22 protein-coding genes and 1 pseudogene are annotated in these 25,242 nt (G+C 38.1%); 6 read left to right on the forward strand and 17 right to left on the reverse strand.

Translation table 11 applies throughout. The annotated features are described in order from the left end of the window. Positions 1–17: 17 nt before the first annotated feature. Positions 18–1,526, reverse strand: a complete 1,509-nt coding sequence (gene cysS, locus ACFIM1_RS01365) for a cysteine--tRNA ligase (protein ID WP_375609161.1) — start codon at positions 1,524–1,526, stop codon at positions 18–20. 489 nt (positions 1,527–2,015) lie between these two features. Here cysS and ACFIM1_RS01370 point away from each other — a divergent pair, with 489 nt between their 5' ends. Then, the gene (locus ACFIM1_RS01370; RefSeq protein WP_375606299.1) at positions 2,016–2,384 is read left to right on the forward strand and encodes a TIGR02301 family protein; all 369 of its coding nucleotides are present in this window, start codon (positions 2,016–2,018) and stop codon (positions 2,382–2,384) included. A 301-nt stretch (positions 2,385–2,685) separates the two neighbouring features. On the opposite strand, the gene ACFIM1_RS01375 is transcribed toward ACFIM1_RS01370, so the two are convergent. Next, positions 2,686–4,014: a dihydroorotase gene (locus ACFIM1_RS01375; protein WP_375606300.1), complete on the reverse strand. Its 1,329-nt coding sequence runs from the start codon at positions 4,012–4,014 to the stop codon at positions 2,686–2,688. A 64-nt stretch (positions 4,015–4,078) separates the two neighbouring features. Between ACFIM1_RS01375 and ACFIM1_RS01380 the strand changes: the two genes are divergently transcribed. Together ACFIM1_RS01380 and ACFIM1_RS01385 are read left to right on the forward strand one after the other, a co-directional pair. Then, positions 4,079–4,951 carry a YgfZ/GcvT domain-containing protein gene (locus ACFIM1_RS01380; RefSeq protein WP_375609142.1) on the forward strand — a complete coding sequence of 291 codons (873 nt, stop codon included), beginning with the start codon at positions 4,079–4,081 and terminating at the stop codon, positions 4,949–4,951. Further along, the gene (locus ACFIM1_RS01385; RefSeq protein WP_375606302.1) at positions 4,944–5,561 is read left to right on the forward strand and encodes a YfbR-like 5'-deoxynucleotidase; all 618 of its coding nucleotides are present in this window, start codon (positions 4,944–4,946) and stop codon (positions 5,559–5,561) included. The genes ACFIM1_RS01380 and ACFIM1_RS01385 overlap by 8 nt, the downstream gene beginning before the upstream one ends. A 591-nt stretch (positions 5,562–6,152) precedes the next feature. Here ACFIM1_RS01385 and panB read toward each other — a convergent pair. From panB to rpoZ, 11 genes are all read right to left on the reverse strand, one after another. Then, positions 6,153–6,968 carry a 3-methyl-2-oxobutanoate hydroxymethyltransferase gene (panB, locus tag ACFIM1_RS01390; RefSeq protein WP_375606303.1) on the reverse strand — a complete coding sequence of 272 codons (816 nt, stop codon included), beginning with the start codon at positions 6,966–6,968 and terminating at the stop codon, positions 6,153–6,155. Continuing rightward, positions 6,965–7,825: a pantoate--beta-alanine ligase gene (panC, locus tag ACFIM1_RS01395; RefSeq protein ID WP_375606304.1), complete on the reverse strand. Its 861-nt coding sequence runs from the start codon at positions 7,823–7,825 to the stop codon at positions 6,965–6,967. Before panC ends, panB begins: the two co-directional genes overlap by 4 nt. A gap of 38 nt (positions 7,826–7,863) precedes the next feature. Continuing rightward, a complete protein-coding gene (gene recO / locus ACFIM1_RS01400; protein WP_375609141.1) occupies positions 7,864–8,595 on the reverse strand; it encodes a DNA repair protein RecO in 732 nt (243 codons plus the stop codon). Positions 8,596–8,620: 25 nt separating this feature from the next. Then, positions 8,621–9,526, reverse strand: a complete 906-nt coding sequence (gene era, locus ACFIM1_RS01405; RefSeq protein ID WP_375609140.1) for a GTPase Era — start codon at positions 9,524–9,526, stop codon at positions 8,621–8,623. Further along, positions 9,519–10,226 carry a ribonuclease III gene (gene rnc / locus ACFIM1_RS01410; protein WP_375609139.1) on the reverse strand — a complete coding sequence of 236 codons (708 nt, stop codon included), beginning with the start codon at positions 10,224–10,226 and terminating at the stop codon, positions 9,519–9,521. Before rnc ends, era begins: the two co-directional genes overlap by 8 nt. Next, complete coding sequence (lepB, locus tag ACFIM1_RS01415; protein WP_375609138.1) at positions 10,207–11,019, reverse strand: signal peptidase I; 813 nt, start codon at positions 11,017–11,019, stop codon at positions 10,207–10,209. The genes rnc and lepB overlap by 20 nt, the downstream gene beginning before the upstream one ends. A 78-nt stretch (positions 11,020–11,097) precedes the next feature. After that, positions 11,098–11,499, reverse strand: a complete 402-nt coding sequence (gene acpS, locus ACFIM1_RS01420) for a holo-ACP synthase (RefSeq protein ID WP_375609137.1) — start codon at positions 11,497–11,499, stop codon at positions 11,098–11,100. Between the two features lie 37 nt (positions 11,500–11,536). After that, positions 11,537–12,109: a DUF2062 domain-containing protein gene (locus tag ACFIM1_RS01425; protein WP_375609136.1), complete on the reverse strand. Its 573-nt coding sequence runs from the start codon at positions 12,107–12,109 to the stop codon at positions 11,537–11,539. A gap of 92 nt (positions 12,110–12,201) precedes the next feature. After that, a complete protein-coding gene (gene pyrE, locus ACFIM1_RS01430) occupies positions 12,202–12,780 on the reverse strand; it encodes an orotate phosphoribosyltransferase (RefSeq protein WP_375609160.1) in 579 nt (192 codons plus the stop codon). A 16-nt stretch (positions 12,781–12,796) separates the two neighbouring features. Next, positions 12,797–15,022 (reverse strand): RelA/SpoT family protein, encoded by a 2,226-nt coding sequence (locus tag ACFIM1_RS01435; protein ID WP_375607724.1) that lies wholly within the window; start codon positions 15,020–15,022, stop codon positions 12,797–12,799. Positions 15,023–15,152: 130 nt separating this feature from the next. Next, complete coding sequence (gene rpoZ / locus ACFIM1_RS01440; protein WP_375607725.1) at positions 15,153–15,551, reverse strand: DNA-directed RNA polymerase subunit omega; 399 nt, start codon at positions 15,549–15,551, stop codon at positions 15,153–15,155. 573 nt (positions 15,552–16,124) lie between these two features. Between rpoZ and ACFIM1_RS01445 the strand changes: the two genes are divergently transcribed. Next, complete coding sequence (locus ACFIM1_RS01445; protein WP_375606474.1) at positions 16,125–16,793, forward strand: uracil-DNA glycosylase; 669 nt, start codon at positions 16,125–16,127, stop codon at positions 16,791–16,793. A 48-nt stretch (positions 16,794–16,841) separates the two neighbouring features. Here the strand turns inward: ACFIM1_RS01445 and smpB are convergent, their stop codons facing one another. Together smpB and dapA are read right to left on the reverse strand one after the other, a co-directional pair. Beyond that, positions 16,842–17,318, reverse strand: a complete 477-nt coding sequence (gene smpB, locus ACFIM1_RS01450; RefSeq protein ID WP_012231306.1) for an SsrA-binding protein SmpB — start codon at positions 17,316–17,318, stop codon at positions 16,842–16,844. A gap of 18 nt (positions 17,319–17,336) precedes the next feature. After that, on the reverse strand, positions 17,337–18,221 hold the full coding sequence (dapA, locus tag ACFIM1_RS01455) for a 4-hydroxy-tetrahydrodipicolinate synthase (protein WP_375607726.1): 885 nt from the start codon (positions 18,219–18,221) through the stop codon (positions 17,337–17,339). Positions 18,222–18,476: 255 nt separating this feature from the next. Here dapA and ACFIM1_RS01460 point away from each other — a divergent pair, with 255 nt between their 5' ends. Further along, entirely contained in the window at positions 18,477–20,564 is a 2,088-nt protein-coding gene (locus ACFIM1_RS01460; protein WP_375609135.1) for a lytic transglycosylase domain-containing protein, read from the forward strand. Positions 20,565–21,316: 752 nt separating this feature from the next. Here ACFIM1_RS01460 and ACFIM1_RS01465 read toward each other — a convergent pair. After that, positions 21,317–21,529, reverse strand: a pseudogene (locus ACFIM1_RS01465) (integrase); the annotation flags it as partial. Positions 21,530–22,017: 488 nt separating this feature from the next. Beyond that, positions 22,018–22,803, reverse strand: a complete 786-nt coding sequence (locus tag ACFIM1_RS01470; protein ID WP_375607728.1) for an energy transducer TonB — start codon at positions 22,801–22,803, stop codon at positions 22,018–22,020. A gap of 250 nt (positions 22,804–23,053) precedes the next feature. Here ACFIM1_RS01470 and ACFIM1_RS01475 point away from each other — a divergent pair, with 250 nt between their 5' ends. Next, positions 23,054–25,231, forward strand: a complete 2,178-nt coding sequence (locus ACFIM1_RS01475; protein WP_375607729.1) for a TonB-dependent hemoglobin/transferrin/lactoferrin family receptor — start codon at positions 23,054–23,056, stop codon at positions 25,229–25,231. Positions 25,232–25,242 lie beyond the last annotated feature (11 nt).

Consider the following 25,242-nt stretch of genomic DNA (forward strand, 5'->3'; position numbering starts at 1 on the left):
CTGCTGGAATAGAGACATTAGTGTCGCTTTATTTCCCACACGGTTATGCGCTTACCACTCTGCGGATCCTTACTATCTTTTAAAAGAACCCCCTCAGCTGCAAGCTCATCACGAATTATATCCGCAGCTTCCCACTCTTTATTATGGATAAGCTGTAGTCTTTCGGCAATGCGCTGATCAATAAATTTTGAATCAAGAAAAGTTTTTCTTGTAAATAATGGGCAGTCTATTTCTTTAATCCATTCTTTTCGTAACAGTCCTAATAAATTCATCCCATTAACAAGAGCCAAAGCATCTCCTTCTTTATAAAATTTTCGCAAAAGAGTCAGTGCTTTTGGAGTATTAAGATCATCACTAAGTGCATCTATCAAAGTATCATCAACTACTTCATTGTTTTTCATCTCACTCTTTTTGCTGCGAAGCAATTCATACCAACGATACAGTTCGCTGCTCGATTGTATTAAACGCTGTGCTGTCCAATTTAATGGTTCACGATAATGTGTTTGCAACATCGAAAAACGCGCAGACAAACCAGCCCAATTTTGCTTCATTTCATCGGATAAAATACCATTAAACTCCAAAAAATTATTCTCTAAAACAGAACGAATAGTTATGAAATTGCCAAAGCTTTTCGACATCTTTTTACCTTCAACTTGTAAAAAGCCGTTATGCATCCAAAAATTAGCCATTCGCTCCGTCCCAAAAGCTGAACAACTTTGTGCAATCTCATTTTCATGATGAGGAAAAATTAAATCAAGTCCACCACCATGGATATCAAAAATATTGGCGGTCGGATCATCACAAGTTAAACCACCACCATAGGGCGCTAATAACTTTGCCATTGACATTGCAGAACATTCAATATGCCAACCTGGACGACCTAAAACAGGAATTCCGCCCGGTGATTTCCAACCTGGTTCTCCTTCCTCAGAAGGCTTCCATAAAACAAAATCCATCTCTTCCCTTTTATAAGCAGCAACATCAATACGTGCCCCCGCCCTCATTTCATCTAAAGAACGATTTGCAAATGCCCCATAATGGGGAGGATTTTTTATACTACTTACAGAAAATAATATATGATTTTCCGCTTCATAAGCGTGCCCCTTTTCAAGCAACCTTTCAATTAAAGAGCGCATCTCCTCTAAATGCTCGGTTGCGCGCGGCTGACTGGTTGGCAATAGACAACCGAGTGCTATTGTATCTTGTTGAAACTGAGAATATGTACGTTCTGTTAATTGACGAATAGCGTCATTCAGTGACAAGTTTGGATATTCGCAAGCTGCTCGTGCATTAATTTTATCATCAACATCTGTAATATTACGTGCATATAGAACATGCTCATTGCCATAAACATGACGCAATAAACGAAATAAAATATCAAAAACAATGACAGGGCGTGCATTTCCTATATGTGCATAATCATAAACTGTCGGTCCACAAACATAAAGACGTACTCTTGTCGCATCTATTGGTGTAAAATTTTCTTTTTTACGTGTTAGCGTATTATAAAATCGCAACTCTTTCATCATTGGCTCCATGAACGATACCACGCACCGCTCTTTTTAAATGTATCTTACCTCAAATTATCGCATTATGCGGTTTAGGCTAGAACTTTTATCTTATAGTAAATTTTTCTTATCATTTTCCCATTGTATTCACGGCTGTATCCATCATTGATCGTAAAAACAATCTATTTTATTTGATTAGACAAAAGCATTCTGTAGATAGAGATTTTTTCTCTCCTTGAAGAAAACGAGCTTTAAAAAATTCTATAGGCGTTACACTATAAATTTATGTGAAAAATAGATTGCAGGAAGCAAATCTTAAATTTTTCACTACAAAAAACTCCGTCAGTATTTTCAATATTTCATTATGGTTTCCTTACTGTCTCTTACGCCCTATATTTTATAAGTAAGTGAGAATAATGTAACAATTAACCCTATTTTTTGACATCGTTTTCATGACACAATTATTTTATTTGTACAGAGTTTTATTCAAGGAAAACAATAACAATAATGCGTAATAGATTGATGAACATCATTATTTTAATATTCATTGTAAGTTCAATGCCAACCTTTGCGCAACAATCTCCACCTTATGAGAAAAAATTACTCCGACTAGCGGAAATTTTGGGATCTCTGCATTCTCTTCAAAATCTTTGCGAGACTCCAACAAACCAATGGTATGACTACATGAACGCATTGATTGAAGCAGAAAAGCCTATCCCACAAAGACGCGCTTATTTTTATGAAGCGTTTAATGAAGCATACCGTGCTTTCTCAGAAAATTATCATCATTGTACACAAGCAGCAATTGAAGCCAATCAAAGATACGTTGAGGAAGGAAGAACTTTATCCGAAAACCTCCTCATGCATTATAAATAATTAATCTATACAAAAAGTGTCTTCTTCAATTTCAGCAATATCAACCATGTTCTCTCACAAATGAGGGGAGCTGTAAATCTACTCTGAAAATAGAGAAGTTTTTGAAAAATAATTCCTCGACACGTTTTTATTCTTGTGAGCATCTTTCCCCTGAACAAAATCGTTCTTTGGCTTCCTGCCCACCCTCAGAGCTTGTTTATCAATAGGTTGGGTTCTTGTTGAACAGATTCTTCTTGACTTCTCACCCATGTTATTACTTAAACTAAAAGTACTAAAATAAAACCTATAAAGTTTAATCTGTTTACACTAAAGTTTCTATAAATTTAACAGGCTCTCCTTGTGAAGAAGTAACAATTTCACCTTCCCACATCACACGCATACCACGGATAATGGTCCCAACAGGCCAACCTTTAACCTTTTTACCATCATAAGGTGTCCAACCGGCACGCGAACCAATTAAGCCATTCGTAATAATTTCTTCTCGCTTAAGATCAACAATTGTTAAATCAGCATCGTATCCAACAGCAAGGCGTCCTTTACAGCTTATACCAAAAATACGACTAGGGCCATGTGACGTGAGATCAACAAAACGCTCAAGAGATATCTTTCCTGCATTCACATGTGTCAACATAATTGCTGCTGTTGTTTGCACCCCTGTCATTCCTGAAGGTGAAGAAGGATAAGATTGAAGCTTTTCTTCCAAAGTATGAGGCGCATGATCTGAGCCTAAAACATCAATAATCCCCTGTTGAACACCGTACCAAAGAGCTTCACGGTGGCGCGGCTCACGAATAGGCGGATTCATCTGAATTAATGTACCAAATTGCTTATAATCATCAGCCGTGAGCGTCAAATGGTGTTGTGTCACTTCAATTGTTGCAACATCCTTATGTTTTTTTAGAAAATCAATTTCTTCTTCTGTCGAAAGATGTAACACATGAATCCGAGCCTTCGTCTCATGAGCAATTTTTACCAAACGCTGCGTACATTTTAATGCCGCAACTTCATCACGCCAAATCGGATGTGATGATGCATCCCCTTCAATACGCAGTATTTTACGCTCTTTGAGCCTCGCCTCATCTTCAGAATGAAAAGCCGCACGACGGCGTATATTCTTCAAAATAAGGCGTACACTTTCATCATCATCGACCAAAAGATCACCCGTAGAAGACCCCATAAAGACTTTAATTCCAGCTGCACCAGGAAGTCTTTCTAATTCAGACAATTCATGAGCATTTTCACGCGTTCCTCCAACCCAAAATGCAAAATCACAATGCATTCGATGAAATGCGCGTTTAACCTTATCGCTTAATGTAGCTTCTGATGTTGTCAATGGATTGGTATTAGGCATTTCAAAAACTGCTGTCACCCCCCCTAACACAGCAGAATACGAGCCACTTTCCAAATCCTCCTTATATTCATTACCTGGCTCGCGAAAATGTACTTGGCTATCAATAATTCCCGGTAAAATATGAAGCCCCGTACAATCAATCACCTCACCTGCCGATGCACATGTAAGGTCGCCAATTTCAGCAATACGGCCATTTGTAACACCAATATCACGTTTGCTTCTTCCATCATGATTCACAAGTGTTGCACCTTTAAAAATTGTATCAAATGTTTTAAACATAGCCACGCTCCTTACATATTCCTCTCTTATCGATTATGTAACTTTGAGCAGAAAGGCAAGAACCATGATTGAAAAACAAAATGCCATTTGCTTAAAAAATCGCGCAATTATTCAAATTACAGGCGAAGAAGCAACAGATTTTCTGCAATCCCTAATCACAACAGATGTAAAAAAAATCAACCCGCAAGAAATTTTCCCTGGAGCCCTCTTATCCCCTCAAGGAAAGGTTCTTGCTGATTTTCTTATTGGCAAAAAAGAAGATGGTTATTTGATTGATATTATCATGCCTTTAGCTGATATACTCTACAAGCGTCTGTTGCTTTATAAACTGCGTAAAAAAATAGAAATTACACAACCATTCCAAGAAGTTGTTACAGTTTCTTGGAAAAATGAATCAGATACTTTAAATTTTGATTCAAGTTTTGTTGATAAACGATTCCCAGAAAAAGAAAAAATAATACGAATCTATGGCAAAACATCTTTTTTGGCTTCAGAATATCATAACATGTGGAATCAATTGCGTATCCGTTATGCAATTGCAGAAAGTGGTCAAGATTATGAAGTTGGTAAAGTCTTTCCTCATGATATTAATTACGATCAAATAAATGGACTTGCATTCAACAAAGGGTGTTATATTGGACAAGAAGTTGTTTCACGAATGCACCACCGCCAAGCAGCACGTCGCCGTATTTTAATTGTAAAAGGCCAGCATGAATTGTCCCCTCAATCTAGCATTGAAGCAGGAACAAAAGTATTTGGATCCTTGGGAACATGTGTAGACAATGAAGCTCTTGCTTTACTGCGTATTGACCACGTAAAAGATGCTATGGATCATAACATCCCCTTTACTGTAAAAAACATTCCTATCACCATAAATATTGCTGAAAATATGAATTTTACCTTTCCTGAAAATACTGTAGAAAATACGCATGGCTAAAGCTGAATTATTAAAAAATGGAGAAGCACGTGCTTGGCAAAGAATGCTTTCTGGAAGGCGACTTGATCTTCTCAACCCTTCTCCTTTTGATGTTGAAATTGAAGATATTGCCCATGGACTTGCTCGTGTAGCACGTTGGAACGGTCAAACACGAGGAGAACACGCCTATTCTGTTGCACAACACTCACTTTTGGTTGAACAAATATTTCAAAAACTTTTTCCACAATCGGGAAGCAATGAATGTCTTTATGCCCTTCTTCATGATGCTCCAGAATATGTCATCGGCGATATGATTTCCCCTTTTAAAGCTGTCATAGGAAAACAATATGAACGCGTTGAAAAGCGCATCCAAGATGCTATCCACATGCGCTTTTCTCTTCCCGTTGATCTTTCTCAAAAACTTTTAAAAAAAATTAAACAAGCCGACCGTATCGCTGCATATTATGAATCGATTACGCTTGCTGGATTTAATACAGAAGAAGCCCTTCGCTATTTTGGCTCTCCCAATAATATTTTACCCGATGATCTGAATTTATCCTCCTATTCTACCCAACACATTGAAAACGCATTTTTAACGCGCTTTAATGACTTGGATGTCCAAAGATTATAGCCCCTTCGCATTGTTGATTCCTTGTCATTACAGACTCATCACACTGACTTATAATAATAATTCATTGTTTTTTCATTTTGAATGAGAGCTCCTAATATCGTAAGCTTCACTCATTTCAAATCTGTTTATATTGGATCAATCAAAATCATTCTCTTGCACACCACAAGCGGGGCTGGCGTGTGAGTAAAATTTTTTAAAGAAAGAGTTAAAATGCTTCTTATGAACCATCTCAAGTGCTAAGCGCTGTCGCAGCATTGAAAATTGGAAAAGTGTGTGATGATACCGGCTTGCTCTCTTATGAAGCGTAAAGACGGAAGTGCTCTATAAATTTTATACATTTCATAAGGGAGTTACCACTATACTATTCACGAACGCCGTCGCGAAATAGGATTGGGTGCCTTAGAAAGCTTTCTTTAAAAAAGCACCTGAATTAGCGACCCAATGGCGCTCTGTTTTGCATGAAGAGCGTGACTTCATTAAAGAAATGGAAAAAATCACAGTTCAAACTGCATACAAAATACATGAAATAATGACATTCATTATCAAAACAACAAATGTTCTCTTTTCAAACTGCTGATCTTAAACTGAAATTTATTTTAGTTTATAAACCTCATTATCCGCTGGAAAAGCACGGGAGGTAACATCCTCTGCATAATTCTTGATTGCAATTTCCATGGCTTGTTCAAGATTTCCATAACGACGAACAAATTTTGGCACATGGGCACCATAACCTAACATATCTTCCATAACCAATACTTGCCCATCACATTGATTGGACGCCCCTATACCAATCGTAGGGATAGAAAGTTTATCTGTCAGTTTCACCGCTAAAGGTTCAACCATTGCTTCTAAAACAACAGCAAAAGCACCAGCCTCTTCAATCGCTGCTCCATCTGCTTCAATTCTTTGCCAATCATTCTCCTTGCGTCCTTGTGTTTTAAAACCACCAAAACGATTCATTGCTTGGGGTGTAAGACCGATATGCCCCATCACTGGAATGCCACGTTTACACAAAAAATCTATTGTTTCGGCTATATAAACGCCACCTTCAAGCTTAACTGCACCACACCCCGTTTGTGCAAGAATGCGCGATGCATTTAAAAAAGCTTGCTCTGGACTTTCCTCATAAGACCCAAAAGGCATATCAATAACAACAAGAGCTTTTTGAGATCCACGCACCACGGCTTTCCCGTGTGAAATCATCATATCTAAATTAACAGGAAGCGTTGTCTCAAACCCATACACAACCATCCCAACGCTATCACCAACCAAAAGGATATCGCAATATGGATCAGCAATCCGCGCAGTATAAGCTTGATAAGCTGTTAAAGAAACAATTGGCTGTTGTCCCTTTCTTGCACGTATTTCGGAAGATGTCATACGCTTTACGGTTTTATGTACACTCATTTTCCACCCTTCTCTTGCAATATATATTGATCAATAAGTCTTACCTCACCAAAGCGGACAGTAAGGAGTAAAACCGCCGGTTTATTCAATGTTCCTTTGATCACGCATAAAGTTTCCATATCCCGTAAATCTATTGCTTCAATGATTGCACGCGTTTCTTGTTGTAAAATATCACGAACAGTTTTGCATAATTTATCAACCGACCGTTCACCTTCATGGTAAAGCTTTTCAGCAGCTTTTCCACTTTTAGGAATAATTTTGGCAGCTTTACGATCTTCTAATGTTAAAAACTGATTGCGTGAAGAGTGCGCAACTCCATCTGCTTCACGTAAAATAGGAACTCCAACAATCTCAATAGGAAAAGCCAAATCTTCAACCATACGCCGAATAATTAAAATTTGTTGAAAATCCTTTTCCCCAAAAAAAGCCTTATCTGGTTGGACAATGTTAAAAAGCTTAGCAACAACACTCGTTACACCACAAAAATGCCCTGGACGTAATTTTCCTATCAAAATACGTGATAATTTTTCCACCTTCACAATTGTCTCATTTCCCAGTGGCCACATTTCATCGACAGAAGGAGCAAAAACACATTCAACACCTGCTTCTTTTAACAAAGCACAATCGCCCTTCAAATCTCTTGGATATTGAGAAAAATCTTCATGAGGTCCAAATTGCTTTGGATTGACAAAAATAGAAACCACTACGCGATCACACATTGCTCTTGCATACTGTACTAATGCAAGATGACCATCATGCAATGCCCCCATTGTTGGAACAAAACCAATCGAAAAACCTAAACGTCGTTCCTCTGAAGTATATTGGCGAACCTCAGCAATTGTCTTTAAAATTCTCATTTTCCCATTCAATTATCATCAGATCAACAAATTAACGCTTACATACCAAATCGGCGCTTAAACAATTGTATCAAATTCATGCGTACTGATGGCTGCTTTATATCTCGTGGCTCCCAAACATGACGCATAAGAAAAAATCCAGTTAGTATAAAACCATTGATTATGTCACTAAAATCAGCAGGACGGGTTGCTCTTTTCACAAGAAACTGTGGGAGAATGAGGAGCTTTTTTTTCCAAGGTTCCCCTGCTTCTTCACAAACAGCCCGTCCAGACTTTGGCGATACATAATAAAGCCTTTCCTGACGACCTGTTGCAGCACAACAAGATAAATCAAGACCAAAACCAAGTTCTTCAAGAAGCCGCATTTCAAAACGTACCAGCAATTCCGCATTGATAAATGGTTCATCAAAGTTCCGCATAAAAATGTGTAAAATATCATATAAAATGGGATGGGGATCACGCTCGGGAAGAAGCCGTAAATGAAAAGCTATCAATTGCAAAGCATAAAGCGCTTCTGGTAAACAAATTAATCGAGCTGCATGCAAATCAAGAGCTTCAAGCCGAAAAAGCCCCAAATGTTCTTCTAAACGCGCCCACCATTCAGCCTCAACAAAATTTCCAGGTTGAAGAAGAGCGGCCATACGACGCGAACGTCCCCCTTTTACCACTCCCATATAACGACCACGTTCACGTGTCATAATTTCAAGAATAACACTTTTCTCACCATATTGACGGGTACCAAGAATAACGCCTTGCTCTTTCCACTTCATTTTATTTAAATTATTTTTAAAAATCTTATTTTAAAAAACCCAATCCCATTTCGTGATAACGTTCTGGATCGGCGTCCCAATTGTCACGCACTTTCACAAAAAGAAAAAGATGAACTTTTTGATCCATAATTTCCATGAGTTCCTTACGAGCGGCTTGACCAATCGCTTTAATTGTATCGCCTTTTGCTCCTAAAACAATTTTTTTCTGACTCTCACGCTCGATATAAATAACTTGATTAATTTTAACAGAACCATCTGAACGCTCTTCCCAGCTTTCTGTTTCAACCGTTGAGGAATAAGGAAGTTCATCATGAAGACGAAGAAAAAGTTTTTCCCGCGTAATTTCAGCGGCAAGATGACGCATGGGCATATCTGAAATCTGATCTTCCGGATAATACCATGGCCCCTCCTGCATCATGTTACTCAACGTATGAAGTAAATCCTTGCAGCCAGAACCGTTTAGAGCAGAAATCATAAATGTTTGTGCAAACTTCACACGTTCATTTATTTTAGCAGTTAACGCTAGAAGAGATGATTTAACAACTGTATCAATCTTATTAAGAACAAGAATTTTTTCCTGTTTCATATTTTTTACAATATCTAACATCATATAAACTTCATCCGAAATGCCACTTTGAGCATCAATTAAAACGAGCAAGACATCGGCGCTTTTAGCGCCTCCCCAAGCAGCAGATACCATAGCCCGTTCTAACCGCTTGTTGGGACGAAAAACACCTGGTGTATCGACCAATACAATTTGCACATCGTCATGAATGATAATACCGCGGATCAAAGTGCGCGTTGTTTGGACCTTATGCGTTACAATTGAAACCTTTGTTCCAACCAATTGATTAACCAATGTCGATTTCCCAGCATTAGGCATCCCAATAAGCACAACAAATCCAGAACGCGTTTCCATAACGTCACTCATGATCATTTTTTCCTACTGTTTTCCAGACACCCTCTCGTCGCAAAATTTTTTCAGCTGCCATTCTTTCAGCATATCTTTTGGAACTTCCCTGCCCAATCTCTGAAGCAAAACCAGCAATATTTACCTCTACCATAAAAACAGGATCGTGATCTGGACCTGAACGTTTTATAACCTGATAATGTGGTTGTGCATTGCCTTGGATATGCGCCCATTCCTGTAATTCTGTCTTGGCATCACGTCGACCAGCATCCATTTTCTTTGCCCGACTTTGCCAATATTTTTGAATAAAAGGGCGAACGCTTTCCAATCCTCCATCGAGATATATCACAGCAATTAAAGCTTCCACGACATCTGCATGCATATTGATGAGTCGACGCCCTTCGAAATTTTTCATCTCAAAACCAACGTGGATCATGTCAGAAAGCTTCATTTCGCGTGCAATATCAGCACACGTCTGTGCATTGACCAAATGATTCAAACGGACTGATAATTCACCTTCACTTGCCTGAGGAAAAAGTTGATACAGCATTTCTGCAATCAAAAGCCCTAAAACCCGATCCCCTAGGAATTCTAGCCGTTCATAATTCCCCTGTTCCGAATCTTGTACACTCGAGTGTGTTAATGCCTTCTTTAATCTCTCTTCATCTTTAAAATGATGTCCCGTCAGCTTGACAAGCCGATCAATCATTAGACGTTTCATCGTTGTTTCCTTGCTTGATAAGCGGCAAATCATGAACCGTATTTATGAAAGAAAACAAACGCTTCCAACGCACATCAAATGGCCAACGCCAAATCTGCCAACCACTTGAACCATTACTGATAGAAAAGAAAATCACGCTCGCGCGACCAATAAGATTTTCTTCTGGAACATAGCCTACATCCAAACGACTATCATCTGAATTGTCGCGGTTATCTCCCATCATAAAATAATGTCCTTGAGGAACTTCAAAGACTTCTGTATCGTCAACTTTTGGGATGAAAGCTAAATCAAGTGTATCATAGCTAACACCATTAGGCATTGTCTCGCGATAAACCTTAACAGGATAGTTCACTTCTGTTATATCAGAATTATCAATCTCTCCCATAAAGTGACGCGAAACAGCCTCATCATTAATATAAAGAACACTTTGACGAACTTGTATACGATCACCTGGTAGCCCAACAACGCGCTTTATATAATCAATCTTCGGATTACTTGGTAAGCGAAAAACGACAACATCTCCACGTTGAGGTTGAGATGCCCAAATACGTCCGGAAAAAATAGGAGGAGAAAAGGGGAGGGAAAAACGAGAATACCCATATGCATACTTAGAAACAAACAGATAATCCCCCACAAGCAAAGTAGGACGCATTGAACCGGAAGGAATACTAAAAGGCTGAAAAAAAATTGCTCGAATAAACGCTGCTAAAAGCAAAGCCTGTATTAAAACAGAGATAAATTCAAGAATTCCACCTTTTTTTTCTTTTTTATGCACGTTCTCTTTTTGGATCATCACCAACTGCCTTCTCATCTCAGATATAACTTTTTTATCATAATATTCAAATAACAAAAGCACAATCTCTCACGCTATCTATCCACGTGGAAGTGCTTCGATAATAACAAACGCCTGCGCCCAAGGAAAATCATCTGTTATGCTAAGATGAATAATTGCATCATGATGAGGAGGTAATAACTTTTGAAGTTGCACTTGCGCACGATTTGTTAATTGCATTGTTGGTTTTCCAGACGGCAAATTAACTACCCCCATGTCTTTCCAATTGATACCATAAGCGATTCCCGTTCCTAAGGCTTTAGCACATGCTTCTTTCGCAGCAAATCTTTTTGCATAAGAAGAAGAACTTTTTTTAAGATTTTCGGATCTAGTCCTTTCAATATCCGTAAAAATACGTTGGATAAAACGCTCACCATAACGAACCAACATCCTCTCAATACGTCGTATATCAATAAGATCATTTCCAAGACCAACAATCATAAGATATTACCCGATCTGTCCTACGATGAATGCTCCTTTAAACGCGCTTTTTTATAATCTTCTGATATCGCTTTTGTTTAAAACGAACCGTTGCTCTGTAAACACCTATATAAGATAAACCACCCAAAACAATACCTAAAAGAGTTCCCCCTAAAATCATAGGACTCATAATTGTGTCCCATGCGCCTTTAAAAAGGAGAGAGAGATTTGATAATGTCAAACCATTAAACAGAGCACGTATTTGCGAAAGAGAAATCTCTTTGACATCGCTAAAAAGTGATAAACAAAAATACCCTACTTTATAATCAGCCATGACAATCAATAAAAATGTGAGTGGATTAGAAAAAATCGTCCCAATGATTGCGGCAGCAAAGTTTGCACGCAAAAGCCAAGAAAAAAATATTGCCAAAATAATATGCAGCCCAAAGAAAGGGGAACACGCTAAAAAAACGCCAACAGCAACCCCTAATGCAACTTCATGCGGTGTTGCTGATATACGCAAAATACGTTTATGTATGTAGCATAATGAGCGAGAAAATGAACGACGCGGCCATAACCAAAGTCGAATACGCGTCACAAAATCTATTGGTTCTCGACGACGAAAAAGCATATGACTCTCAATTACATCTTTTGATGATAAAATAATTTATATCATCCAAATTAATCTTTTTAATCTTTTGCACAAAAAAAATAGCAAGACAATTAAATATTTCGACTGCCTGGTTTAATTGCTGGAAGAACAGAAAGGGCTGCAGGAAGTTTATCACTAGCATAAGAGGCAATCTCGTATTTAGCAAGCGCAATCAATGGAACTCCAACATTGACTTTCCCGCCAGAACGATCAAGAATACATGCACTTGCCAGTACCTCTGCTCCTACTGTAACGAGCGCTTCAACAGTCTCACGAATGGAAAGACCCGTTGTCACAATATCTTCGACGATAACAACCCGTGCGCCCTTCTTGATTTCAAAACGACGCAATTCAAAGACGCCATTTACACGCTCTACCCAAAGAGAAGGAACTCCAAGGTGACGTGAAGTCTCATACGAAGGAATAAGGCCGCCAATTGCAGGACCAACCACATAATCAATTTTTCCCTCGATAGAATTTTTGATTTTTTCAGCCAATCCACGACATAACTTTTCCGTCAAATTAGCATGCATGAATACTTTCGCCTTTTGCATATAAGTCGCACTATGGCGCCCCGATGTTAAAATAAAATGCCCCTCTAGAATAGCATCTGCTTTTTTAAAAATATCAATGACATCTTGTGTATTCATTGCAAAATCTTTCTTTTTATCCATGAACCCGCCGTACTGTACTTACTGAACCTGCCTTTTTTAACTGAGAAAAAATACGATTCAAATGTTTTAAATCCCAAACTTCCAAATCAATCATAATTTCCGTAAAATCTGGTGCTATACGGATACAAGATAAATTCTGGATATTGGCATCGTTAGCAGAAATTATTTGCGTAATTTCAGCCAAAGAACCAGGACTATTTACAACCAAAATATTCATCCGTGCAGGGAAACGTTCATTCATTTGGGCATCAATATCCCAGCGGACATCAATCCACCGTTCTGGCTGATCATCATATGCCATCAAAGCCGAAGACTGTATCGGATAAATAATGATCCCAGCCCCTGGCTGCATAATACCAACAATCCGATCTCCAGGCACTGCTCCTTCAGGTGAAAAGCGTACGGGTATATCTCCACGGGTTCCCCGAATAGGTAATGCTTTAGATTGATGATTCTCAATCATTTCATCCTTTTCATTTTCTGGGACTTTAAAAATCATCCCTTGAGCATTTTCAATATTAAACCACCCCTCTTCCCCAGGCTTAAAAGAGGACTTTTGTACTACACGGTGATCTTGATAATCAGGATAAACCGCTTTAATCACATCAGCGGAAAACAGCTCACCACGCCCCACAGCAGCCAATACATCCTCGACATCTTTACGTGCTAAACGTGATAAAACTTTCTTCAAAACGTCTTTTGAAAATTTTTTTCCCATATATTCAAATGAACGCTCAAGAATACGATATCCTAGACCCGAATATTGCTTACGTACCGCTGCACGACTTGCTCGTCGAATAGCTGAACGTGCTTTACCTGTAACAACAAGGAATTCCCATGCAGCTGGTGGAATTTGAGCATGTGAGCGAATAATATCAACCTCATCACCATTTTTTAATTTGGTCATTAAAGGCATAATACGACCATTGATTTTCACGCCCACACAAGAATCACCAATATCTGTATGGACAGCATAAGCAAAATCAATAGGCGTAGCTCCCTTAGGAAAAGCAATTAATCGACCTTTTGGCGTAAAACAAAAAACTTGATCTTGAAAAAGCTCCAGTTTTGTATGTTCTAAAAACTCTTCCGGATTATCTCCATCAGACAAAGATTGTATCGTTTGACGCAACCATGCATAGGCATTCGTTTCGCTTGACAACTTTGAAGTCGAATAATTAGAACCATGCTCTTTATATATGGAATGAGCAGCAACCCCATATTCAGCAACTTCATCCATAGCAGCCGTTCTAATTTGCAATTCAACGCGTTGTCTCGAAGGCCCCACAATTGTTGTATGAATAGAACGATAATCATTTTGTTTTGGTATAGAGATATAATCTTTAAAACGACCAGGAACCATCGGCCATGTCGTGTGAATGACACCAAGAGCACGATAACAATCATTGACTGTTTCAACAATTACACGAAATCCAAAAATATCTGATAACTGTTCAAAAGAGAGTGCTTTACTTTCCATTTTGCGAAAAACTGAATAAGATTTTTTCTGACGGCTTTTAACATCTGCTTTAATGCCATTTTCCAAAAAAAGTTTTGTCAATTCATTTTCAATTGTGGAAAGCAAATCACGATTGTGTTTCAATAACTCAGAAAGTCGATGGGTAATCGTACGGTGACCTTCTGGATTTAAATAAAAGAAAGAAAGATCCTCTAATTCCTCGCGCATATCTTGCATACCCATACGGCCCGCAAGTGGCGCATAAATATCCATCGTCTCTTCAGCAATTCGTCGACGCTTATCATCACGCATAACACCAAGGGTACGCATATTATGAAGACGGTCAGCAAGTTTGACTAAAAGAACACGAACATCATCAGAAATAGCAATAAGAAGTTTACGAAGATTTTCTGCCTGTACAGCTTTCTTTGATACAAGATCAAGCTTATTAAGCTTCGTAAGCCCTTCAACCAACTTCCCAATTTCAGAACCAAAAAGCTGATCAATTTCTGCTCGTGTAGCGCTTGTATCTTCAATTGTATCGTGCAAAAGAGCAACAGCAATCGTTGCCTCATCCAACCGCATATCCGTTAAAATAGCAGCAACTTCCAAAGGATGAGAAAAATAAAGATCACCTGAAGCACGCTTTTGATGTGCATGCTTTCTCATTGCATAATCATAGGCTCTATTTAAAAGAGCTTCATCTACGTCAGACTTGTAACGTTTAACACGCCCAACAAGCTCACACTGACGCATCATACGAGCATATCCTTTATCTTTTCATACCCCGAATCCTTATTGAACATGAATATCTTATCAATAAAGACAAGAAAAATAACTACTCTTAAATGATAAGGTCTATTTATTCCTGTAATATAAATTACCGCAATTAATAATCGTCACTTTTTTCTGGAACAACCAAACCTTCAATACCCGCTAAAAGCTCTTCTTCTGACATATGATCAAATGAAGTGCCTTCTTCTTGCGATGATATATTAAAAACACTTTCGGCTTCACTTGAATGGGTAATAAATTCATTTGCCATTTCTGGTTCATCTACTTCCACATGCTTTTGCAGAGAATGAATAAGATCTTCTTTTAAATCAGCAGGCGACAACGTTTCTTCTGCTATTTCACGCAAAGCAACAACAGGATTTTTATCATTATCACGATCAACCGTAATCTGCGCCCCTTGTGAAATCTGACGCGCCCGATGACCTGCTAAAAGTACCAATTCAAAGCGGTTATCAACTTTATCAATACAATCTTCTACTGTTACGCGGGCCATTTATGCCTCTTTCTTAAAGATTAAAAAACTTCATAGTGGGTATAGAGTATATACAATAATCAAAATAAAACACAAGGAAAACAACACAGACTTTCATATTTTTTGCTTAAAGAACTTACTTTAAGTAAATTCTTGGAAACTTTATACAAAATATATAGCGTATTCATACCCGATACCAAAACTGCTCTAAAAAGTATTCCAATAGATTAGAGCCAAACAAAAGAAGGGGTTTCTTGACAAAATACCTCTCTAGAATCCTTACCCTTTTAAAAAGAATACCAACTCTTAAAAATCCTTCGCAATAACAACAGTTTTATGCACACTTTTTATAATAATAGATTTATTAAAGACAAAATTTTTTCTTTGAATATCATATGGATTATACTCTTATTCATTGAATAAATTACTGAAAATATTGCCTCTTTTTACATAATAATGAGCAATAAGTTTATATTAAACTTTCTTCTAAAAAAGTTTATTTATATTCATTATAGATTGTTTATCAAACCATAACCCGTCATATACGCTATAAAAGACTCAAAAAAAATAGAAAAACGATTGATGCCTAACACCATGAATAGCCAATTAACATCGCTTTGCCCAGAACCACCCCCAAATTGCAATTTATGTCCTAGGCTTCATCAATTTATCGCTGGCTGGCGTGTAAAAGAACCAAGTTGGTATAATGCACCGGTGCGCCCATTCTTTCCTTATAAAGGGCCAGACACAACACGCCTTCTTATTGTTGGGCTTGCCCCTGGATTACGCGGCGCAAATCGAACTGGACGTCCATTTACTGGTGATTATGCTGGGCACTTACTTTATTCAACTTTAAAAAAGTTTGGTTTTGCCCAAGGAACCTTTGAAGAAAGAGCAGACGATACTCTTGAACTTATTGATGCAGCAATTGTTAACTCTGTTCGTTGTGTTCCACCAGAAAATAAACCCACCGGTGCAGAAATTAACACGTGCCGCTATTTCTTCTCACCTCTTTTAACAAATCTTCCCAAACTTAAAGCTGTTATTACTTTAGGCACCATTGCGCACCATTCAACAATACGTGCCCTTAATGCAAAAGTTTTAGCTCACCCTTTTGGACATGGCGAAATCAATAATATCGGTAGATTACGCATCTTTTCAAGCTATCACTGTTCTCGTTATAATACGAATACTGGCCGCTTAACAGACGCTATGTTTCACCAAATTTTTCAAGCAGTAAAAACATACTTAGATCAATGCTAAAACTGTTTTAGAAACATTCTCAATACAGGATATCCAAATCCTACCTCATCATCCATATCTTTTTAAAAGTCTTGCTTTTTCACGTCCCCAATCGCGTTTTTTTTCCGTTTCGCGCTTATCATGAAGCTTTTTCCCTCGCGCTAGAGCGATCTCCAACTTAACGCGCCCTCGTTCATTAAAATAAAGTTTGAGAGGAACAAGTGTCATTCCTTCACGAGACGTTGCATTAAAAAAACGTGCCATCTCACGTTTTGAAAGTAATAATTTGCGCAAACGTCGTGGTTCATGATTAAAACGATTAGCCTGCGTATATTCAGGAATATAGCTGTTTACTAACCATAATTCCCCATTCTCAAAACTCGCATAGCTTTCAGCAATATTGGCATGATTGGAACGTAAGGACTTCACTTCCGCTCCCTGAAGGACAAGACCAGCCTCGAGATTATTAAGGATTTCAAAATTAAAACGTGCTTTACGATTGTCAGCAATTATTTTCCGTACGGGCGCGTTCTTTTTTTTATTCATGACTTTTTCAATATCATTTTATGCTTTTAAAAGACCAGCATGGCTGAGGGCTACATCAATAACCTTCTTTGTGCTCTCTGTTAATGGAACAATCGGAGAACGTACAGTCTCACCACAAAGCCCCAATTTTGTAGCAGCATATTTAATCCCTGCTGGGCTAGGTTCAATAAACACAGCACGATTGAGAGGCATGAGGCGATCATTTAATTCTCGTGCTGTTTTATAATCACCACGAAAACACGCAGCTTGAAGCTCTGCACAAAGCTTTGGAGCAACATTCGAGGAAACCGAAATACACCCCATACCTCCATGTGCATTAAATCCTAACGCTGTACAATCATCACCGGAAAGCTGCATAAAATCCTTGCCACACTTTTCACGTTGCTCACTAACGCGCTCAATTCTGCTCGTCGCATCCTTAACACCAACGATATTTTTAAAATCTTGATAAAGATCTCTCATCGTTTCCACGGCCATATCGATAATAGAACGACCAGGGATATTATAAATTATAATCGGAATAGAAACAGCTTTGGCAATAGAAGAAAAATGCTTGTATAAACCAAATTGATTTGGTTTGTTGTAATAAGGAGTGACAACCAAAACTGCATCTGCACCAGCCTTTTCTGCATATTGTGCAAGCTCTATAGCCTCACTTGTGCTATTTGATCCCGCTCCCGCAATAACAGGAACACGCTTTGCGACCTGCTTGACACACAATTCTATAATTCGCCTATGTTCTTCATGACTTAAAGTTGCTGATTCACCTGTTGTCCCAACAGGGCTTACACCATTAATCCCTTGTGTAATCTGCCATTCAACAAAATCACAAAATGCCTTCTCATCAATTGCGCCCTTGTTATCAAACGGGGTGATAAGCGCAGTTACAGCTCCCTTGAGCATAATAAACTCCCTATAATATTCGCTTTTATTTTTTTAATAATCGCCTTTTATAAATTTTAAATAGAGCATAATCTTGCTCTATCATTGAAGCAAGATGAATTTCAAAAAAAGCCCTCATAAGATGAAAATGGACCTCCTTAAATGTTGAACATTTCTTTAAAACAAACCGTCTATATTAACGCGTTTTTCACGCTTATGTTCTAAAAAACCTTAAGTTTTTTTTTACAAAAAGCAAGGTCTCAAGGTCTTTTCTCTATGCGTGTATTTTCCACCTCTCTTTTCGTATCAACCTTTACTGCACTTATACTGGCAATAAGAATTTTATTTTCAAGTGCACTTGCACAAACACCGCTTTTACATGGGAAAGTACCAATCCCTTCGACACGTCCTACCCCCATTGCCATAAAACAAGAAGCTCAAGAACCTCTTCAACAGAGACACACGACATCGCACAATACTGCGACACTCAAACAACTAAAAGCTGGATTAGATGCACTAGCAAACAACAATATTGCAAAAACAATAAATCTTCGTAATTCAATGGAAAAACATAGCCTTGATCGTTATATTTTGACATGGGCGCTAGGACTATCAAAGCAAAATAATATACCAAGCTCTGAAATATCTAATGCAATTAACATGCTAAAAGGATGGCCTGGTATAGAAACGATGCAACGCAATGCTGAACGTGCTTTTCTTAACGAAACCAATATCACACACGCCATTATCCAAAAATTTTCTCATCATCCCCCCCTTACAGCACAAGGCATGGCTCTCTTTGCTAAAGCACTCATTGCAACAGGACAAATCACCCGTGCTCAACACATTATTGCACCATGGTGGCATAAAACACGGCTTAATGCACAAGAAGAAGTATTTGTTCTTAAAAATGCAAGTGCTGCCTTAAAACCTATTGATCATTTAAAACGCATGCAGTTTATGTTGTATGCACATCGTTTTGATTCAGCGGCACGCGTTGCAAAATTAGCCCATGCTCAATCTCTTTTTGATGCTTTTGTAGCGGTTGAAAAAAATGATCCTAGCGCAACACAAAAATTAAAAGCTTTAGAAAGAGTATGGAAAAAAGATCCTCTCTTCCAGTTTGCTCGAATGCGCCATCTGCGGCGAACAGAACAATATGATGCAGCCGCAACACTCATGATGAAAACATCACAAGATGCATTCCATCTTATGAACCCTCAATCATTGTGGAAAGAGCAACGCGCCCTTTCTCGTGAAATGCTTGATTTAAACAAACCCCAAATAGCTTATCAACTCGTTGCAAGGCACACTGGTATGACATCTGCATTAGCCGTCGATGCTGAATTTCACGCAGGATGGTATGCACTACGGTTTCTTCATAACCCTAAGTTGGCAATGCAACATTTTTCACGCATTCCTCAACTCTCCTCTTTACCTTTTGCTGCATCACGTGGATATTACTGGATGGGACGAACAGCAGAAACGCTAGGAGAACATAAAAATGCCCAGCTGTACTTTCATCGCGCCGCTCATTTTGGCGCAACGTATTATGGTCAATTAGCCGCTGCGCGACTCAACCAAAAAAAAATTAATATCTCTTTTCCTAAACCAACAATCGCTGAGCGACAACATTTTAGTGCACGAAAAGCGATCAAAGCAATTCAACGTCTTGAAGAAGCTGGATATGCTGAGTTTGCTAAAGTTTTTTATAGAGAACTCGGAAAAAAAATAGAAAGCCCCGGTGAATTAGCTCTTCTGGCTGTTATGGCAGAAAAAAATGGTGACTATTATACCAGCCTCAGAATCGGAAAAATGGCTGCTTTCCTAGGAAAAAATGTTGGAGCACTCTCTCATCCTCTGGGAGCTATACCAGACTCTGCTCATATTTCTGTAGAAGAAAAATCGCTTATCTATGCCATTGCACACAAAGAAAGCGAATTTAATCCAACAGCCATATCACAAGCAGGTGCACAAGGGATACTCCAATTGCTTCCTACAACTGCAGAAGCACTAGCAAAAAAATACTCAATCGCATGGTCTCCTAAAAGATTTAGCAGTGATGCGCGTTATAATGTGACATTAGGCGCCCATTTTCTCAATGAACAATTGGAACGTTTTAATGGATCCTATATACTAACTCTTATTGGCTATAATGCGGGCCCCCGCCGTGTCAATGAATGGATCAAGCGCTATGGCGATCCTCGAGGACAACCTCTCAATAACGTCATCGATTGGATTGAACGTATCCCTTATACAGAAACACGGAATTACGTGATGTGTGTCATGGAAAATTACGGTGTTTACAAAGCGAGACTCACTGGGAAAATAGATATAAAAACCGACCTACTTTCTGGTCGATAAAAATAATTTGCCTTAACTTTCCAAATAGTATTGCGTTCTTAAGAGGCATTTTTATTCCTCCCTAAAGAGTATCCACCTATAGCCTCACTCTTGACGTGCAAGTAAGTGATTTTAATTGATTCAGTATCAGTAGAGTTGAAATGGAAAAATTCTAAGCTATTCGAGGCTCGAATTTCAAATACAAAATAATAAATTATTTATTATAAATCATAATGTTGTATAAATCATTTAATCCCTCTCAACACATAAACGATAATATTATAGAGCTTATCAATGTAAAAAGACTAAAACGAATAACGCATCCTTTTATTATTGCTTATTTAATCAACATTCAAATATTTTAAAATGGCATGTTTTGAGGGTGTTTTTTCTGCTTACAATATTTCTATACCCAATAGGGGCGCATTATTGTGTATATCTTCTGGAGCAGAAAAACAGACTCATTGAGCTAGAAAACCTTAAAGGTAAAAATAGCTTCTTGCCCTTCTCCTTACGTTCGGCTTTACGACTTTCGAACATGTCGATAACAAGATCTTTAAAAAAATGAAGATTTAAGTATTGCCTTTCGTTTTTCTCATTTTTACATATGAGCTGCCATCCTTCACACAAAACAGAACATCCTAAAGCCCAAATCGTATGTGTTTCTTATTTATGTTTTTGTTTTAATTTAAAGGTTTCTAAGTCTATTTCATAATGGTATAGTTGAAGAGTCTTTTAATGGGCGAACGCCCTTCACGTAAAACAGAACGTCATTGGGTTACAGTTTCATGCGCTTGTTTTAAAGAAACATCTCTCAAGGCACCCAAGCCTCTTTCACGCTAGCGCTCGTAAATGGTATAATGGTAAATTCATTGAGCACCTCCATCTTTATGCTTATGGAAAAGCAAGCCGGTACTATCACACACTTTGCCAGATCGTGGGTGTTGCGACAACATATTGACATTAAGACGATTCATAAGAACCATTTTTAGTCCTTTCGTATACAGTTTTATCCCCATACTCACTCCCACTTGTGATGTGCAAGAAAGTGATATTGATTCAACATACACAGATTTGAAATGAGAGAATCTGATGCAACTCAAGGTTCTAAATTCAATATGGACAACGATAATTATCTTTATAAATCAATGCATTATGCTTTTAAATATCCTATTATAAATGGTATAAAAATCTATTAGATAAGCCCATTACCTTTACTTCATAAAAGCTATAGCCCTCTCATCCCCTAACTCCCAATGTCGTAACAACTCTTTCATTTAGAGTATTCATAAGAGGTATGTTCACTGTTTTTTAAGTTTTTATGCCCATGCTCCCTACTTGTGTCATAAGTTAAACGAATGATTTTGATTGCTTAAATGTCAAAAAGATTTAGAAAAACTATCTTAGCTCTTTCATTTAAATGATAAACAAATCATTATAAATCAATATATTATCCGAATAGCCTCCATAAAAATTAGCTAAATATCAAAGATACTCTGATTGTTTTATTCACTTTTGATGGTGGAGGGGGAGGAAAAGAACCAACGCGTTGAAGTGCTGCCATAGCTAATCGATCAAGTTCTGGATCTCCAGCAGAAGTGACAACACGGCTAGCAAAAATATTCCCCTGCTTATGCACCTTAAATTCTAACTTAACCGTTCCTTTTACCCAACTGGTACGCTGTCCCACAACATAATTTTTTTGCTTTTCTAATTGTGACTGTACCTTTGCTAACCACTCCATTAACAATATATCTTCAAGCGCAGCTGTCCTGCCGCTCTGTCTAGCGGTAGATGAACGCATAGCCTTTGCAGACGGCAGTTTCACAACTGCTTTTGGTACCGGTATCGCTTTTTTTTTTAATATTGTATCTTCTACTTTCTGAGGAAGAGATTCTTCCAGAGATTTTACTGCAAAATCATCTTTTTCTACAGTATGTTGGAGATCTTCCGGTTGACCTTCCTCCACTGTTTCCAATATCTCTGGCTCTTGCTCTACAAGATCTGGCTGCAATCGTTCTGGTTCTGTGCTGACACTTGATAAATCTATATCACGATCTGGATTCGACGAATCTATATCAACATCAAGATATAGAGCCTCTTGGGCAAGAGTTAGCATAACCGTTGACGGGAGCATACCATTATTCACACCAGTATTTCGAAAATAAAACTGTGCTCCCAATGCTATATGCAAAGAAAGAGCGCCAACAAATGCACCAATCCAAAGAATTGATAACTGCCTCATATTTGTAAAGCTCATAGTTTCTTCCGCCGCACTTTCTCTGAAGTGCAATTATTGAGTATTTCATCTCATTAAAACAGGCTATTTTGAAATTGCAACTTTTTTCTTGACTGATTTTATCATGTTTAATATGGTCTCTACTATGATTTTATCTTTTTAAATCATTCCTGCTTGGTTGGCTAATTTATGATAGGGTTAAATCAAGCATTTTTATAGGTAAAACTTTAAACTGAGAGAGGGGATGTTTAAAAAAAGGTTATAATGTGTTATGCGAATAAGACGAGAAAATATCCATAAAAGCTGCATGATTTTAGGTGCGCTGTCAGTCTGTATACCTTCATTTGTTTTTGCACAAAATAGCGAGAAGAATGTTGTAACTGAGCTTAAACCAATCCTTATTAAAGGAAAAAAGATAGAGGATACTTCAAATTCAATAACCATTCTAACTGATCGTAAAACCGATAAAAATATTGATGAAAAACAAATAAGTGATGTTTATGACGTTAATCGTCTTAATCCTTCCGTATCCTATAATTCAGAAAATAACAGTTTTGTTGTTCGTGGCTTAGATGCAAATCGTGTTCTTACGACAATGGATGGTATTTCTCTTCCATGGTTTAATGATATATTCCGTGGTGGAGGTGGAAACACAACTTTTGACTTCAATGCTCTTTCTACGTTTGATACTATTCAAGGATCAGATTCTAGTCTTTATGGTTCTGGCGCCTTAGGGGGAATCATTGCATTGCGTACCCTTAATCCTGAAGACCTTATTGTGGAAGGAAAGAATTGGGGAAGCCTTATAAAAGGTGGTTATCACTCTGTTGATAACAGCTGGCGCATCGATCAAGCTTTTGCTGTACGTAATTACCAGACATTTTTGCTTTTCCAAGGATCATATGTAAATGGTCATGAGCGAAAAAATATGGGAACGGTGGGAGGATATGAAGAACGTACACGTAAAAACCCTTCAAACTTTGATAAAAATAACTTGCTTTTTAAAATTCATCAATATTTGAGTGATAATCACCGGCTTGGTTTTACCGCAGAGCGTTTTGGTCATAAGAGTAACACACATGAATTAAATGCGTCTAAAAGATATGCTCCAGGTTCCGTTTATGAGCGGGATAATAAGCTTCGTGAGCGGTTTTCTCTTTCTTATAATTATAATGGTAATGGTGATGCGGTTCTTGATGCGTTTAATGGGGTACTTTATTGGCAAAGGCAATCAAGTCGTTACGTTATGACTGGCGTTCGTGTTTCAGCCCCCAAAGGAGATTATTTAAGAGATAATTTCTTGCGTAATATCAATTATGGCTTCAATGCTGATGCACTTAAAGAAATGGACTTTGGCACTATAAACCATACGTTAAAGTTTGCAACTAATGTTTCGTCATCTAAATTTCATCACTATTTGTTAGGTAAAGACAATTGTCATGTAAAAGAATACGCTCGAGGATGTCTTTTTGTTCCTGCTAATCGGTCGGATTCACCAGACACCAATGGTTACAATTTAGGTTTTGTTTTTGAAGATGAAATTGGTTCGGTTGATAATCGTTTTCGTGTAACACCAGGAATTCGGTATGATTGGTACAAATATGTTCCTCAAAAAACATCTGCTTATGAAGAAGCACTAATTTCTGATAGATTCCCTCCGGAAAGGGCTGGATCGCGCTTTTCTCCTAAATTGCGCATGGAATGGGATATTCGGAATCAAATAACGCTCTATGCTCAGTGGGCACAAGCTTTTCGTGCACCACGTGTTTCGGAACTTTACGTCTCTTATATCAAACCTTCTGCTTATTATGTGAAAGGAAATCCTGATCTTCAACCAGAGACAAGCAATGGGTATGATGTTGGTCTTCGGTATGGAAATGTAAATTTCGGTGGTTCTTTCAATGCCTTTATCAATCAATATAAGAATTTCATAGATACCGAGGATAGAGGGCCCTCAGAAGAATTTAGGTTTGCGCGTCGGCATTACATGAATCGTTCGCGCGTACAAATTTTTGGTTTTGAAACAAAAGCGCATTTAGTTCTTAAAAATGGTTTTCATAGCAATGTTGCTTTTGCTTACTCCCAAGGAAAAGACCTTGATAAAAATGAATACCTTAACTCAATTCCCCCTTTGAAAGCCGTTATCGGATTAGGATATGCAAAAGAGATTTGGGGAAGCGATATTATCTTTACTTTGGCAGCCAAACGTGACAAAGTCGCTAAGGGATCTGACTACCAAAAAATTCCAGGGTATCATGTCGTTGATATGACAGGGTGGTGGAAGCCATTCGGTGAAACGGGACCTGTTCTAAGAGCTGGTGTTTATAATCTTTTCAATACAAAATATTGGAATGCGTCGAGTCTTCCTTCTGGTAAAAGTTCAACACCGAAGGATTATTATAGCCAGCCTGGTCGTAACTTTAAGGTGTCGTTCGTACAAAAGTTCTAATCGCTTCTATT

It is taken from the genome of Bartonella sp. AC158YNML (assembly GCF_042196725.1).
Lineage (GTDB): Bacteria > Pseudomonadota > Alphaproteobacteria > Rhizobiales > Rhizobiaceae > Bartonella.

Coding starts and splice junctions, on each gene's coding strand:
- panC (WP_375606304.1), bottom strand. CDS start 7,825: ATGAGAATTTTAAAGACAATTGCTGAGGTTCGCCAATATACTTCAGAG.
- ACFIM1_RS01460 (WP_375609135.1), top strand. CDS start 18,477: ATGCGTGTATTTTCCACCTCTCTTTTCGTATCAACCTTTACTGCACTT.
- rpoZ (WP_375607725.1), bottom strand. CDS start 15,551: ATGGCCCGCGTAACAGTAGAAGATTGTATTGATAAAGTTGATAACCGC.
- ACFIM1_RS01425 (WP_375609136.1), bottom strand. CDS start 12,109: ATGCTTTTTCGTCGTCGAGAACCAATAGATTTTGTGACGCGTATTCGA.
- rnc (WP_375609139.1), bottom strand. CDS start 10,226: ATGAAACGTCTAATGATTGATCGGCTTGTCAAGCTGACGGGACATCAT.
- panB (WP_375606303.1), bottom strand. CDS start 6,968: ATGAGTGTACATAAAACCGTAAAGCGTATGACATCTTCCGAAATACGT.
- acpS (WP_375609137.1), bottom strand. CDS start 11,499: ATGATTGTTGGTCTTGGAAATGATCTTATTGATATACGACGTATTGAG.
- smpB (WP_012231306.1), bottom strand. CDS start 17,318: ATGAATAAAAAAAAGAACGCGCCCGTACGGAAAATAATTGCTGACAAT.
- ACFIM1_RS01370 (WP_375606299.1), top strand. CDS start 2,016: ATGCGTAATAGATTGATGAACATCATTATTTTAATATTCATTGTAAGT.
- pyrE (WP_375609160.1), bottom strand. CDS start 12,780: ATGAATACACAAGATGTCATTGATATTTTTAAAAAAGCAGATGCTATT.
- ACFIM1_RS01435 (WP_375607724.1), bottom strand. CDS start 15,022: ATGATGCGTCAGTGTGAGCTTGTTGGGCGTGTTAAACGTTACAAGTCT.
- lepB (WP_375609138.1), bottom strand. CDS start 11,019: ATGATCCAAAAAGAGAACGTGCATAAAAAAGAAAAAAAAGGTGGAATT.
- ACFIM1_RS01470 (WP_375607728.1), bottom strand. CDS start 22,803: ATGAGCTTTACAAATATGAGGCAGTTATCAATTCTTTGGATTGGTGCA.
- ACFIM1_RS01445 (WP_375606474.1), top strand. CDS start 16,125: ATGAATAGCCAATTAACATCGCTTTGCCCAGAACCACCCCCAAATTGC.
- ACFIM1_RS01375 (WP_375606300.1), bottom strand. CDS start 4,014: ATGTTTAAAACATTTGATACAATTTTTAAAGGTGCAACACTTGTGAAT.
- cysS (WP_375609161.1), bottom strand. CDS start 1,526: ATGAAAGAGTTGCGATTTTATAATACGCTAACACGTAAAAAAGAAAAT.
- era (WP_375609140.1), bottom strand. CDS start 9,526: ATGAGTGACGTTATGGAAACGCGTTCTGGATTTGTTGTGCTTATTGGG.
- ACFIM1_RS01380 (WP_375609142.1), top strand. CDS start 4,079: ATGATTGAAAAACAAAATGCCATTTGCTTAAAAAATCGCGCAATTATT.
- dapA (WP_375607726.1), bottom strand. CDS start 18,221: ATGCTCAAGGGAGCTGTAACTGCGCTTATCACCCCGTTTGATAACAAG.
- ACFIM1_RS01385 (WP_375606302.1), top strand. CDS start 4,944: ATGGCTAAAGCTGAATTATTAAAAAATGGAGAAGCACGTGCTTGGCAA.
- ACFIM1_RS01475 (WP_375607729.1), top strand. CDS start 23,054: ATGCGAATAAGACGAGAAAATATCCATAAAAGCTGCATGATTTTAGGT.
- recO (WP_375609141.1), bottom strand. CDS start 8,595: ATGAAGTGGAAAGAGCAAGGCGTTATTCTTGGTACCCGTCAATATGGT.